This window comes from Mycobacterium sp. NGS15 (assembly GCF_059813245.1).
Map to the genome: position 1 here is coordinate 40,769 of NZ_JCALEF010000003.1, position 12,819 is coordinate 53,587.

A 12,819-nucleotide genomic window follows, 5' to 3' on the forward strand; every position below is an offset into this window, starting at 1 on the left:
CCGCATCACTGCCATGGTCGTGGTGTGGGGACCGAAGCAGAAGTGGCCAGATAGCCAGTATCCGACGTGATATTGCCATGGGGAGTTACGCTGACCACATGGACTTCGCGCCGTCGGGTCGTTCGGGTGAGCCTCACTGCGTGGTCGTTCTGGCGTTACCCGGAACAGTCGGATTCGACCTGGCCACTGCCGTCGACGTGTTCTTGCAAGTCCAGCTGGCAGACGGGTCGCACCCTTACCGTGTTCTGGTCTGCGGAACCGCCCCGGTGGTGTCTGCCGGTCCCTTCGGTATCGCGACAGATCATGGGCTGGAAGCATTTTCGGAGGCCGACACAATCATGGTCCCCGCCCGCAGCGATCTGCTGGCGCCTTTTCCTGACGGGGTGCTCGACGGGCTGCGCGGGGCTTACCGCAGTGGCACCCGGATTGCGTCCATTTGCGCGGGTGCCTTCACACTCGCTGCCGCCGGGATCCTCGACGGCAAGCGGGCCACCACGCACTGGATGGCTGCCGACCTGTTTCGCCAGATGTTCCCTGCAGTGCGTCTGGATGCCGATGTCCTCTACATCGACGAGGGGCAGGTGCTCACTTCGGCGGGCGCGGCGGCGGGGCTGGACCTGTGTCTGCACATGGTCGCGCGTGATTACGGCGCGGCGGTCGCGGCTGAGGCGGCGCGGGTGGCGGTTACCCCGCTGCATCGCGACGGCGGACAGGCTCAGTACGTCGTCCGTAACCGTCAGCGCACCGAGGTCGGTCTCGGGGAGATCCTGACCTGGATTGAGCACAACGCTCATCGCGAACTGTCCCTGGAGGACCTCGCGGCCCAGGCATCCACCAGCGTGCGCAGCCTCAACCGGCGGTTTCGGGCCGAAACGGGGCAGACGCCCATGCAATGGCTGACCGGTGTGCGGGTCCGTCATGCCCAGCAGCTGCTGGAGTGTTCCGCCGACCCGGTGGAGTGGATCGGGCGCGAAGTGGGGTTCGGTTCACCTGCGAATTTCCGGGAGCAGTTCCGCCGGCTCACCGGGGTGCCCCCGCTTGCTTACCGGAATACGTTCCGGGCGCGATCGGCCTGAGTGCTCGCGGCGCCCATCAGGCTGGGAAGGCGCTGGTGCGGACCGATAGCATGAGTTCGCAAACCCCCCGTCTCTGAATTGGAGAACTGCTGATGACTGCGCCCAACCCGTCTTCCCTTGTGGCACCAATCCGGGTGCCGGCCGGGACGACGGCGGGGACCGCGGTACGCGAGGCCGGTCTGCCGGGCAAGGGCGACGACGCGATCGTCGTCGTGCGCGTGGACGGTGCCTTGAAGGATCTGTCCTGGACTCCGGAGGCCGACACCGAGGTGGAGCCGGTCGCGGCGAATACCGAGGACGGTCGTAGCGTCATCCGGCACTCGGCCGCGCACGTGCTGGCGCAGGCTGTGCAGGACCTCTTCCCGGAGGCCAAACTCGGCATCGGCCCGCCGATCACCGACGGCTTCTACTACGACTTCGGGATCGATCACTCCTTTACCCCCGAGGATTTGACCGCCCTCGAAAAGAAGATGAAGCAGATCATCAAGGAGGGACAACGCTTTTCACGCCGGGTATACGGCTCGGTGGAAGAGGCTCAGGCCGAGCTGGTCAACGAGCCGTTCAAGCTGGAGCTTGTCTCCGATAAGTCGGGTGCCGACGACCCGGAGGTCATGGAGGTCGGCGGCGACGAACTGTCCGCCTACGACAACCTGAATCCTCGTACCGGGGAACGGGAATGGTTCGACCTGTGTCGTGGTCCGCACATTCCCACCACGAAGCACATTCCGGCGTTCCGGCTTACCCGTAGCTCGGCCGCGTACTGGCGCGGGAATCAGGCCAATGCCAGCATGCAGCGCGTCTACGGCACCGCCTGGGAGTCTCAGGAAGCCCTCGACAAACATCTAGAGCTGCTCGAAGAGGCGCTGCGACGCGACCACCGCAAGCTCGGTGTAGAGCTCGACCTGTTCAGTTTCCCCGACGAAATCGGTTCCGGCCTACCGGTGTTCCACCCCAAGGGTGGCATCATCCGCAAGGAGCTGGAGGACTACTCGCGCGCCAAGCACACCGCCGCCGGGTACGAATTCGTCAACACCCCGCACATCACCAAGGAGAACCTGTACCAGACCTCCGGGCACCTGGATTGGTACGCCGACGGCATGTTCCCGCCGATGCAGATCGACGCCGAGCTCAACGACGACGGTACCGTGCGCAAGCCGGGGCAGAACTACTACCTCAAGCCCATGAACTGCCCGATGCACCATCTGATCTACCGGGCCCGGGGCCGTTCATACCGTGAATTGCCGTTGCGGCTCTTCGAATTCGGATCGGTGTACCGGTATGAGAAATCCGGCGTGGTGCACGGCCTGACCCGCGTGCGCGGCATGACGCAGGACGACGCACATATCTACACCACCCGGGAACAGATGCACGAGGAGCTGACCTCCCTGCTGCGGTTCGTGCTGGACCTGCTGTCCGACTACGGACTCGATGATTTCTACCTGGAACTCTCCACCAAGGATGAGACGAAATTCGTTGGCTCTGACGAGGTCTGGGAAGAGTCCACCAAGACCTTGGAGCAGGTGGCGCGCGATTCCGGCCTGCAGCTCGTTCCCGACCCGGGTGGCGCAGCTTTCTATGGCCCCAAGATCTCGGTGCAGGCCAAGGACGCCCTGGGCCGGTCCTGGCAGATGTCGACCATCCAGCTCGACTTCAACATGCCCGAGCGGTTCGAGCTGGAGTACACCGCCGCCGACGGGACTCGTCAGCGCCCGGTACTCATCCACCGCGCGCTGTTCGGGTCCATCGAGCGTTTCTTCGGTGTGCTCACCGAGCATTACGCGGGCGCCTTCCCGGTGTGGCTGTCCCCGGTGCAGGCCGTTGGCATTCCGATCGCCGATGCCCACGCGCCGTACCTGAACGACATTGTCGCCCAGCTCAGATCTCAGGGCATTCGGGCGGAGGTCGACGTGAGCGACGACCGGATGAACAAGAAGATCGTCAACCACACCAACCAGCGCGTGCCGTTCCTGCTGCTGGCCGGCGACCGTGATGTGGAAGCGGGCGCCGTGAGCTTCCGCTTCCGTGACCGTACTCAGGTGAACGGGGTGCCCCGCGATGAGGCGGTCGCCGCCATCATCGACTGGGTGAATAGGCGCGAGAACATTTCTCCCACCGCTGAACTCATGAAGTTGGGGACCCGTGACTGACGAGGACTCGACCATCACCGACCGGGGAGTGGGCGACCCCGACCATCTGCAGCGGCTGTGGACGCCGCACCGGATGACCTATCTCGTCGAGGCGGTGAAAGCCAGTGGGGCGGAGTCCGCGCCGTTCACCGACATCCCCGAAATGGCCGATGAAGACGGGCTGGTGGTTGCGCGCGGAGACCATGTGTACGCCGTGCTCAATCTGTACCCGTACAACCCGGGACATCTCATGGTGGTGCCTTACCGGCAGGTCGCCGAGCTCGAAGACCTCACCGAGAATGAGAGTCGCGAGCTGATGGCATTCACCCAGAAGGCGATTCGGGTGATCAAGAAGGTATCCCGCCCGCATGGTTTCAACGTGGGGCTGAACCTGGGCGCGGCGGCGGGCGGATCGCTCGCCGAACACTTGCATCAGCATGTGGTGCCGCGCTGGGGCGGCGACGCCAACTTCATCACCATCATCGGTGACTCCAAGGTGCTGCCGCAGCTGCTGCGGGACACCCGCGAACTACTCGCACGGGCCTGGGAGCAATCGCGATGAGCGGCATCCTGTCCCGGGAGACGTTCGCGAAGATCATGAATCCCTTGGCCAACGCGGTGCTGCGTGCGGGCTTCACCCCCGACACCGTCACTATCTTCGGGACTGCGGCGTCAGTTGTAGCGGCACTTACCTTGTTCCCGACCGGCCACCTGTTCTGGGGTGGCATGGCGGTCTGGCTGTTCACGATGTTCGACATGCTTGACGGGGCAATGGCGCGGGCTCGCGGTGGTGGCACCCGGTTCGGCGCGGTGCTCGACGCGACTTGTGATCGCGTGGCCGATGGCGCGATATTCGCCGGACTGCTCTGGTGGGTGGCATTTGGTTGGGGATCAACATCTTTGGTCGTTGCCACGCTCATCTGCATGATCACCTCACAGGTGATCTCGTATGTGAAGGCTCGCGCCGAGGCCTCCGGTTTGCGTGCCGACGGCGGACTGATCGAGCGCCCCGAACGGCTCATCATCGTGCTTGCCGGAGCGATTTTCAGTGGTGGTTTCGGAGTGTCGTGGCCGTTACATGCGGCGATGTGGGTATTGGCGATTGCGAGCCTGGTAACGGTGGCCCAACGGATGCATGCGGTGCGCACGTCTCCCGGCGCTCTTGATCTGTTGCCCAATACCGATGCCGGCCAGGACGCCGCGGAGAAGAATCAGCCATGAGTGTGTGGGGTGAACGCGCCGCCGATTGGGGCTATGCCGCCGGCTGGAACTTGACGCAGGTAACACCGGATCTCCTCGCCCGAGCCATATTCGACGTCGGCGCCATGGTCGGTGCCAGCAACGGTGGCCCCGAGCAACTGCGCAAGAACCTGGCCCGGGTGCTCGGCGTACACCCCCGCGAGGTGCCGGACCGGCTGATGATCGACGCGATGCGTTCCTACGCCCGGTATTGGCGCGAGGCGTTCCGTCTGCCCTCGCAGAACATGGAACGTCTTGCCGGGCGCCTGGATAGCTGCGCATTCGGGCGTCGGAACATCGACGCGTCCCAGGACCAGGGCAAGGGCACGGTGATCGCCCTGCCGCACAGCGGCAACTGGGACATGGCTGGTGTCTGGCTGGCGCAGACTTACGGCACCTTCACCACCGTCGCCGAGCGTCTGAAACCCGAGTCGCTATACCGCCGGTTCCTGGAGTACCGGGAGACCCTTGGCTTCGAAGTGCTCGCGTCGAGCGGCGAGTCCACCGGCCCCTACGAGACCCTGGCGACACGGTTGCGGGAAAATCGCGTCGTCTGCCTGATGGCCGATCGCGACCTGAGCCGCAACGGAGTACCCGTCGACTTCTTCGGCTCGGAGGCCCGGATGCCCGCGGGGCCGGCCCGCCTGGCGATCGACACCGGAGCGCGCCTGCTGCCGGCACACTGCTGGTTCGAGCCACATGGTCAATGGGGAGTTCGGATCCAGGCGCCCATCGACACGTCGGCAGGCGATGTCGCGGTGGCCACCCAGGCGCTCGCCAACGAATTCGCCGCCAACATCGCTGAGCGCCCCGCGGACTGGCACATGTTGCAACCCTTGTGGCTTGACGACCTGTCCGAAGAACGTCGCACCCGGCTGCGGACGTCGCCGTCTCAGACCGCTTCCGCGGACGAGCCGGCGCCTGGCCTGGACGCGGAAACTGATGATCGGTCAGTCCCACGGGAGACAGATCCCGTTGGCGGGCAGGCGTAATGCGCATCGGGATGGTCTGCCCGTACTCCTTTGATGTACCGGGTGGCGTCCAGTCCCATGTGGTGCAGCTGGCCGAGGTGATGAGGGATCGCGGCCATCACGTCAGCCTGCTCGCACCGTCCTCGTCGGATATGGAGCTGCCCGAGTTCGTGGTCTCCGGCGGCAAGGCGGTTCCGATTCCTTACAACGGTTCGGTGGCGCGCCTGCGATTCGGCCCGGCCACCTACGCCAAGACCAGGCGCTGGCTGGTGGATGGCGACTTCGATGTGTTGCATCTGCATGAGCCCAATGCGCCGAGCCTGTCCATGCTGGCACTCATGGTCGCCGAGGGGCCGATCGTCGCAACCTTTCACACCTCCACCACAAAGTCGTTGACGCTGAGTGTCTTTCAGGCGGTGCTGCGTCCTTGGCACGAGAAGATCGTCGGCCGGATCGCCGTCTCCGAGCTGGCCCGGCGCTGGCAGATGGAGGCGCTCGGATCTGACGCAGTGGAGATTCCCAATGGCGTTGACGTCCGATCCTTTTCCGGGGCACCCATGCTGGAGGGCTACCCGAGAGAGGGTAAGACGGTGCTGTTCCTGGGCCGCTACGACGAGTCACGCAAGGGTATGGACGTGTTGATGGGGGCCTTGCCGAAGATCGCGGCCAGCTTCTCCGATGTGGAGATCCTGATCGTCGGCCGCGGAGACGAGGCCGAATTACGCTCGCAGGCAGGACCGTTGGCGAAACATTTGCGATTCCTCGGTCAGGTGGACGATGCCACCAAGGCCTCGGCGATGCGCAGCGCCGATGTCTACTGCGCGCCCAACATCGGCGGGGAGAGCTTCGGCATCGTGTTGGTGGAGGCGATGGCGGCCGGTACCGCGGTGGTCGCGAGCTCGCTGGACGCCTTCCGGCGTGTGCTCCTGGATGGCAAGGCGGGCCGGTTGACACCCACCGGCGACTCGGATGCCTTGGCGGCGGCCATCATCGATGTGCTCGGTGACGATGAGGGCCGGGCGGAGCTGGTCGCGGCGGGTACCGACGCGGTCCAGCGATACGACTGGTCGGTGGTTGCGCAGCAGATCATGCTCGTCTACGAGACCGTGACCGCTTCCGGCGCCCGGGTGAAGGTCGACAGTTGGTGACGTTCTCGGCGCTGACCGTCATCGTCATCGCCATCATCGGCATGCTGGTCGCACTTGGCCTGTTGTGGGCCTATTTGGTGGCCAACCGGCTGGACCGGCTGCATGTGCGCAGCGACCTGTCCTGGCAGTCCCTCGATGCCGCGCTGGCGCGTCGCGCCGTCGTCGCGCGGGCGGTGGGGGACACCCTCAAGGACGATCAACTCATCAAGCTCGCCGCGAAAGCCGAGCGTGCCGAACGTGACCGGCGCGAGTACGCGGAGAACCAGCTGGCCTCGGCGTTGTCCACCGTCGACTCCGAACGGTTGCGCCCCGCGCTGGTGGCCGAGCTCGCCGATGCGGAGACGCGGGTGCTGATCGCGCGGCGTTTTCACAATGACGCCGTGCGCGACACCCTGGCCCTCCGGGTACGCCGACCGGTGCGGTGGCTGCGTTTGGGCGGAACCGCGCCGATGCCAACGTATTTCGAAATCATCGACCGTCAGGGTGCGGGCACCGAGGATCCGGCACTGCCCAACTTCCGCACCTCGGCACGGATCATCCTGCTCGACGAGGATGGCCGGGTCCTGCTACTGCGCGGCTTCGATCCCGCGGCGCCGAGCCCGGCGGTGCACTGGTGGTTCACCGTGGGCGGCCAGACCTTGCCGGGGGAGAAGCTGTCCGAGGGCGCGGTTCGCGAGCTGGTCGAGGAGACCGGGCTATCGGTTCCCTCGGGGCGTCTCGTGGGCCCACTGTGGCGGCGGGTCGCCGTCTTCGACTTCAACGGCACCACCATTCGGTCCGAAGAATTGTTCTTCGTGCACCGCACCAAGAGGTTCGAACCCGCCACGGACGGCCGTACCAATCTGGAGCAGCGCTACATCACCGGCCACCGCTGGTGCGATGCCGAAGAGATCGCCGCACTGACGGCCTCGGGGGAGCAGGTGTTCCCGAATCAGCTGGGAGAGCTGCTCGGGGAGGCCGCCGCTGCGGCGGATGCGGTGGCCACCGGCGGGCGTCGCGAGCCGATCCTGATCGGGTGAGCCCCGTCACCGCACCTCCCGCCACAAAATCGCTGGTGCGGCGGCATTAGACTGGGGTGAGAACCCGAACACTTCAGGAGCCCCCAGTTGACTAGCACGACCAATGGAACGTCCCCCGAGACAGGAACCGGCACCGCCCGCGTTAAGCGCGGTATGGCCGAGATGCTCAAGGGTGGCGTCATCATGGACGTTGTCACCCCCGATCAGGCGAAGATCGCCGAAGACGCCGGCGCCGTCGCCGTCATGGCGCTGGAGCGGGTCCCGGCCGACATCCGCGCTCAAGGCGGCGTGTCACGCATGAGTGATCCAGACATGATCGACGGCATCATCAGCGCCGTCAGCATTCCCGTCATGGCCAAGGCGCGCATCGGGCATTTCGTCGAGGCGCAGATCCTGCAGAGCCTCGGCGTGGACTACATCGACGAGTCCGAGGTGCTGACCCCGGCCGACTACACCAACCACATCGACAAGTGGAAGTTCACCGTGCCGTTCGTGTGCGGTGCCACCAACCTGGGCGAGGCGCTGCGCCGTCTCACCGAGGGTGCGGCGATGATCCGCTCCAAGGGTGAGGCCGGCACCGGCGACGTCTCGAATGCAACCACTCACATGCGCAAGATCGGCGGCGAGATCCGCCGGCTCACCTCGCTGTCTGAGGACGAGTTGTACGTCGCCGCAAAGGAATTGCAGGCGCCCTATGAGCTCGTGGTCGAGGTCGCTCGCGCCGGCAAGCTGCCGGTCACGCTGTTCACCGCCGGCGGTATCGCCACTCCGGCCGACGCCGCGATGATGATGCAGCTGGGCGCCGAGGGTGTCTTTGTGGGCTCCGGAATCTTCAAGTCCGGTAACCCGGAGCAGCGGGCCGCGGCGATCGTGAAGGCCACCACCTTCTACGACGACCCGGACGTGCTCGCCAAGGTGTCGCGCGGACTGGGTGAGGCGATGGTCGGCATCAACGTGGAGGACATCGCGCAGCCGCATCGGCTCGCCGAGCGCGGCTGGTAAAACCATCTGATGGCCGATATCGAAGAGATCCTGACGCTTGAGCAACTCGAAAAGGACATCTTCCGGGGCAACGTGACCCCCAGCAGCCTGCGTCGCACCTTCGGCGGTCAGGTGGCCGGGCAGTCGTTGGTCTCGGCGGTTCGCACCGTGGAGCCGCACTACCTCGTGCACTCCCTGCACGGATACTTCCTGCGGCCCGGAAATCCGAACGAGCCCACCGTGTTTCTCGTCGACCGGGTGCGTGACGGCCGCTCGTTCGTGACTCGCCGCGTTACCGCGATCCAGGGCGGGCAGGCAATCTTCAGCATGTCGGCGTCGTTCCAGACCCTGGACACCGGCATCGAGCATCAGGACCTGATGCCGCCGGTGCCGGCGCCCGAGGACCTCCCGGATGTGCAAGACGCCGAGGAGTCGTTCAGCCACGACCTATTCCGGCAGTTCGCCGAATGGGACATCCGGATCGTGCCCGACGAGCTGATGGACCGGAATTCTCGGCTGGCCGCGCAGCAGCGGGTGTGGTTCCGCTGCCGCAAGCACCTTCCCGACGACCCGGTGCTGCACATCTGTGCGCTGGCGTACATGAGCGACCTGACGCTGCTGAGTTCTTCCAAGGTGCCACACCGGGATGCGGTGCTGCAGACAGCGTCCCTCGACCACGCGCTGTGGTTCCTGCGGCCGTTCCGCGCCGATGAATGGCTGCTGTACGACGAGACGTCGCCGTCTGCCGGATATGGACGGGCCCTGACCCAGGGCCGGATCTTCGACCGCGAGGGCAGGATGGTCGCGGCGGTGGTGCAGGAGGGTCTTACCCGCTACGAGCGCAACCCGGACGAGGCGTCGATCGCCAAGGGGAACATGGCGTGACCGGTGTGCTTGGCAGCGCCGGTCAATCTGGTGAGGTACGCCCGCTGGTTGGCGTGCTGGCATTGCAGGGCGATGTCAGGGAACATGTTGCCGCCCTGAGAGACTCGGGTGCCGATGCGCTCGGCGTGCGTCGTCCGGAGGAACTCTCCAAGGTGGACGGATTGGTCATTCCCGGTGGGGAGTCCACCACGATGAGCAACTTGCTGCGCGTGTTCGAGCTACTGGATCCACTCACCGAACGCCTACGGGACGGCCTGCCGGTCTATGGCTCGTGCGCGGGCATGATTCTGCTCGCCAGCGAGATACTTGACACCCGTCCGGATGCGGTGGCGCTCGGCGCGATCGATATAACGGTGCGGCGCAATGCTTTCGGTCGACAGGTGGACTCGTTCGAGGGCGATCTGGAGTTCGCCGGGCTTGCTGGTGGACTGCACGCGGTATTCATCAGGGCGCCGTGGGTGGAACGGGTGGGCGCCGATGTTGAGGTGCTGGCCGTTGCCCAGGGGCATCCGGTCGCAGTGCGGCAGGGGAGCGCGTTGGCGACGTCGTTTCACCCCGAAGTCACCGGGGACCGGCGGGTGCACCAGCTCTTTGTCGACATGGTGCGCGCCTCCTAGGCGTCCTCGAACGCATACCAGGTGCAGCTGTACCGCCGGATTTCTCCGCGTGCGGTATGCGCTCGACGCGGTGGTTTACCAGCGCAGCATGGGCATCGGACGCAACGGGTGCTTGAGCGTCCACTTACCGGCGGTTCGCACCAAGAATCCGTGAAAACCGCCGTACGGCAATGCCTCCACGACCTCACGCACATCGGCGCGTTCCAGGCCGGTCCAGGCGTAGAGCCCGTGGAAGGCATCAATCCGGTCGCCTAATCGAAACGTCTCGACCCACAGATCGTCCGCTGACCTGAGCTTGTGGTGGTCGGCCACCATCGCCTTGACGCGACCGGCGTCGGTGATTCCGAACTCCGGTGCCAATTGCTCGGCAAGTGCCACCGACGGGTCGAGGTAGTCCCACGTGCCGGCTGTCCAGATGCCGATGTCGTGTGTCGCCCACGCCAGCGCGATCTCGGGTGGTGCCGTCGTCATACCGAGAAGACGCAGCTGGTAGTTCATGCCCCGATACAGATGATTGCGGTAATCGGTATGGCTGTCGCCGATGGTCGACGCGTATCGGTCCAGGACTGCGTCGACAATCGGGTCTTCTACCAGGACAGTCATGCCGTTCACCCTATGTTCCTGGCGCTGGCGTCGCTGTCGAGTCTGAATCTCACGACGCTGTGCAGCCGAATAACGTCGTCAAATTCAGAGTCGGCGCTCACTGAATCGCTGGCCACCTACGCTGCCCGAGTACACTCGGGCAGCGCAAAGATAAGACGGAACGTCAAGAGAAAGCGGTACAGGAGTACATGAGCGGCCATTCCAAGTGGGCCACCACCAAGCATCAGAAGGCCGTCAAAGACGCGCGCCGTGGCAAAGAGTTCGCCAAGCTGATCAAGAACATCGAAGTCGCCGCGCGTACCGGTGGCGGAGATCCGGCAGGCAACCCGACGCTCTACGACGCGATCCAGAAGGCCAAGAAGACGTCGGTGCCCAACGACAACATCGAGCGGGCCCGCAAGCGCGGCGCCGGCGAAGAGGCCGGCGGTGCCGACTGGCAGACCATCATGTACGAGGGCTACGGCCCCAATGGCGTTGCCGTGCTTGTCGAATGCTTGACCGATAACCGCAACCGCGCCGCCGGTGAGGTCAGGGTCGCGATGACCCGCAACGGTGGCAATATGGCCGATCCGGGCTCGGTGTCCTACCTGTTCTCCCGCAAGGGCATGGTCACTCTCGAGAAGGCGAACCTGTCGGAGGACGACGTGTTGACGGCCGTGCTGGAGGCGGGCGCGGAGGAGGTCAACGACCTCGGTGAGAGCTTTGAAGTCATCTCCGAGCCCACCGATCTGGTCGCCGTGCGTCAGGCCCTACAGGATGCCGGTATCGATTACGACTCGGCGGAGGCGAGCTTCCAGCCGTCGGTGACCGTTCCGGCCGACGCCGAAACGGCTCGCAAGGTGTTCAAGCTGGTCGACGCGCTGGAGGACAGCGACGACGTGCAGAACGTCTATACCAACGTGGACTTGTCCGACGAGGTGCTGGCCGAGCTCTCCGAGGACTGACCCGCGGCCCACACCGCCAACGTCACTACCGCGGTGGTGACCAGCACGGCACCGATGGTGTCGGTGAGGTAGTGATACCCGCAGGCGACTAGGCCCAGCAGCCCGAGTGTGCTGACAACCCCGGCCATGATGTACGCCCAGAGGGCTCCACCGGCGACCAGCACCAGCATCCCCATCACGGCCACCACGAAGGTGGTGTGGCCGCTGGGGTAGGCCAGATAGCCGCCCTTCTCGCGACCAACGAGCAGCTTGGTGCCCTGAGTGGTCCAATTCGCCACGAACGGGCAGGCCAGCACCACCGCAGCGACTCGCCAACGCCGTCGATACAGCTCGAACCCAACGCACACCACGAGCACCGGTACGAGGAACACCCAGTCGGTGAAGAACAGCAGCCAGCGTGGCTGCACGCCGAATACGACCTGCGTCCCGCGGAAAAACCAGGCGTCAAACGGCGTTGAACCCTTACCGACGGAGAACCCGAGGACCAGCATCGTGAGGACACCGAGGGGTGGCCACCACTGAATCGCCTTTTCGCTGGGCAGTTTTCCGATAGACACGCCGACGACAGTAATCGGCCGGGGACTTCGATCCGAATCGCGCTGGATGGCGGGAATCAAACGTCACCGCGCGGCGTTATTGTGACGTCAACAACTGTTGGTCAACAACTGTTGACTTGAATGTCAAGTAGGCGTACATCTAAGGCATCAACGAATGATGGGAGGCCGGTCATGGCCATACAAACAGTCGCCCCGGCGCCTGAATCGACGAGCCTATGGCGCACCGTGCGCGCGGTTCTCGCGCTGCCGTTCACCGTGACGGTGCTGATTCCGCTGGTAATTCTGTACGGATCGGGCGTTCAGGTGCCTTCCTGGATGTCGGATCAGATGTCGATGGCGGCGACGGTGATCGGGACCTTGTTGGTCGCTGCCGGCCTGTTCCTGGTGACCCGCACCGTCATGCTCTTCCATCAGATGGGCAAGGGTTCCCTTGCACCCTTCGACCCGCCGGCTCATCTTGTTGTGCGCGGCCCGTACCGCCACATGCGTAACCCGATGATCACCGGCGTCATAGCCATCCTGCTGGGCGAGGCGCTCGCCGTGAACTCTGTCGGTTTGCTGATCTACGCAGCCGTTTTCGTAACCGTCAACGCCGTCTACTTCCCGCTGGTCGAGGAGCGCGGTCTGCTGAAGCGATTCGGCCGCGACTACGC

The 12,819-nt window shown here is 64.8% G+C and carries 13 protein-coding genes and 1 pseudogene; 12 read left to right on the top strand and 2 right to left on the bottom strand.

Annotated elements, in window-relative coordinates; all coding sequences use genetic code 11:
• The first annotated feature begins 98 nt into the window (after positions 1 to 98).
• The 10 genes from AC5Y5C_RS07855 to pdxT all read left to right on the top strand — a co-directional run bounded on the left by AC5Y5C_RS07855 (position 99) and on the right by pdxT (position 10,062).
• Complete coding sequence (locus AC5Y5C_RS07855) at positions 99 to 1,076, top strand: GlxA family transcriptional regulator (RefSeq protein ID WP_499970776.1); 978 nt, start codon at positions 99 to 101, stop codon at positions 1,074 to 1,076.
• 92 nt (positions 1,077 to 1,168) lie between these two features.
• The gene (gene thrS / locus AC5Y5C_RS07860) at positions 1,169 to 3,223 is read left to right on the top strand and encodes a threonine--tRNA ligase (RefSeq protein WP_499970778.1); all 2,055 of its coding nucleotides are present in this window, start codon (positions 1,169 to 1,171) and stop codon (positions 3,221 to 3,223) included.
• On the top strand, positions 3,216 to 3,764 hold the full coding sequence (locus AC5Y5C_RS07865) for an ATP adenylyltransferase (protein WP_499970780.1): 549 nt from the start codon (positions 3,216 to 3,218) through the stop codon (positions 3,762 to 3,764). The genes thrS and AC5Y5C_RS07865 overlap by 8 nt, the downstream gene beginning before the upstream one ends.
• Positions 3,761 to 4,423 (top strand): phosphatidylinositol phosphate synthase, encoded by a 663-nt coding sequence (gene pgsA / locus AC5Y5C_RS07870; RefSeq protein WP_499970782.1) that lies wholly within the window; start codon positions 3,761 to 3,763, stop codon positions 4,421 to 4,423. The genes AC5Y5C_RS07865 and pgsA overlap by 4 nt, the downstream gene beginning before the upstream one ends.
• On the top strand, positions 4,420 to 5,433 hold the full coding sequence (locus tag AC5Y5C_RS07875) for a phosphatidylinositol mannoside acyltransferase (protein WP_499970784.1): 1,014 nt from the start codon (positions 4,420 to 4,422) through the stop codon (positions 5,431 to 5,433). Before pgsA ends, AC5Y5C_RS07875 begins: the two co-directional genes overlap by 4 nt.
• Entirely contained in the window at positions 5,433 to 6,560 is a 1,128-nt protein-coding gene (locus tag AC5Y5C_RS07880; RefSeq protein ID WP_499970786.1) for a glycosyltransferase family 4 protein, read from the top strand. Before AC5Y5C_RS07875 ends, AC5Y5C_RS07880 begins: the two co-directional genes overlap by 1 nt.
• Entirely contained in the window at positions 6,557 to 7,579 is a 1,023-nt protein-coding gene (locus AC5Y5C_RS07885) for an NUDIX hydrolase (protein ID WP_499970788.1), read from the top strand. Before AC5Y5C_RS07880 ends, AC5Y5C_RS07885 begins: the two co-directional genes overlap by 4 nt.
• Before the next feature lie 87 nt (positions 7,580 to 7,666).
• Complete coding sequence (pdxS, locus tag AC5Y5C_RS07890) at positions 7,667 to 8,581, top strand: pyridoxal 5'-phosphate synthase lyase subunit PdxS (protein WP_078327352.1); 915 nt, start codon at positions 7,667 to 7,669, stop codon at positions 8,579 to 8,581.
• Positions 8,582 to 8,590: 9 nt separating this feature from the next.
• A complete protein-coding gene (locus AC5Y5C_RS07895; RefSeq protein WP_499970790.1) occupies positions 8,591 to 9,445 on the top strand; it encodes an acyl-CoA thioesterase in 855 nt (284 codons plus the stop codon).
• A 44-nt stretch (positions 9,446 to 9,489) separates the two neighbouring features.
• Entirely contained in the window at positions 9,490 to 10,062 is a 573-nt protein-coding gene (pdxT, locus tag AC5Y5C_RS07900) for a pyridoxal 5'-phosphate synthase glutaminase subunit PdxT (protein WP_499971769.1), read from the top strand.
• A gap of 75 nt (positions 10,063 to 10,137) precedes the next feature.
• On the opposite strand, the gene AC5Y5C_RS07905 is transcribed toward pdxT, so the two are convergent.
• On the bottom strand, positions 10,138 to 10,665 hold the full coding sequence (locus tag AC5Y5C_RS07905) for a hypothetical protein (protein WP_499970791.1): 528 nt from the start codon (positions 10,663 to 10,665) through the stop codon (positions 10,138 to 10,140).
• 188 nt (positions 10,666 to 10,853) lie between these two features.
• Here AC5Y5C_RS07905 and AC5Y5C_RS07910 point away from each other — a divergent pair, with 188 nt between their 5' ends.
• A complete protein-coding gene (locus tag AC5Y5C_RS07910) occupies positions 10,854 to 11,609 on the top strand; it encodes a YebC/PmpR family DNA-binding transcriptional regulator (protein WP_499970792.1) in 756 nt (251 codons plus the stop codon).
• On the opposite strand, the gene AC5Y5C_RS07915 is transcribed toward AC5Y5C_RS07910, so the two are convergent.
• Positions 11,555 to 12,166 carry a phosphatase PAP2 family protein gene (locus tag AC5Y5C_RS07915; RefSeq protein WP_499970794.1) on the bottom strand — a complete coding sequence of 204 codons (612 nt, stop codon included), beginning with the start codon at positions 12,164 to 12,166 and terminating at the stop codon, positions 11,555 to 11,557. The genes AC5Y5C_RS07910 and AC5Y5C_RS07915 overlap by 55 nt on opposite strands.
• A 171-nt stretch (positions 12,167 to 12,337) precedes the next feature.
• Here AC5Y5C_RS07915 and AC5Y5C_RS07920 point away from each other — a divergent pair.
• Positions 12,338 to 12,799: pseudogene (locus AC5Y5C_RS07920) on the top strand (methyltransferase family protein); the annotation flags it as partial.
• Positions 12,800 to 12,819 lie beyond the last annotated feature (20 nt).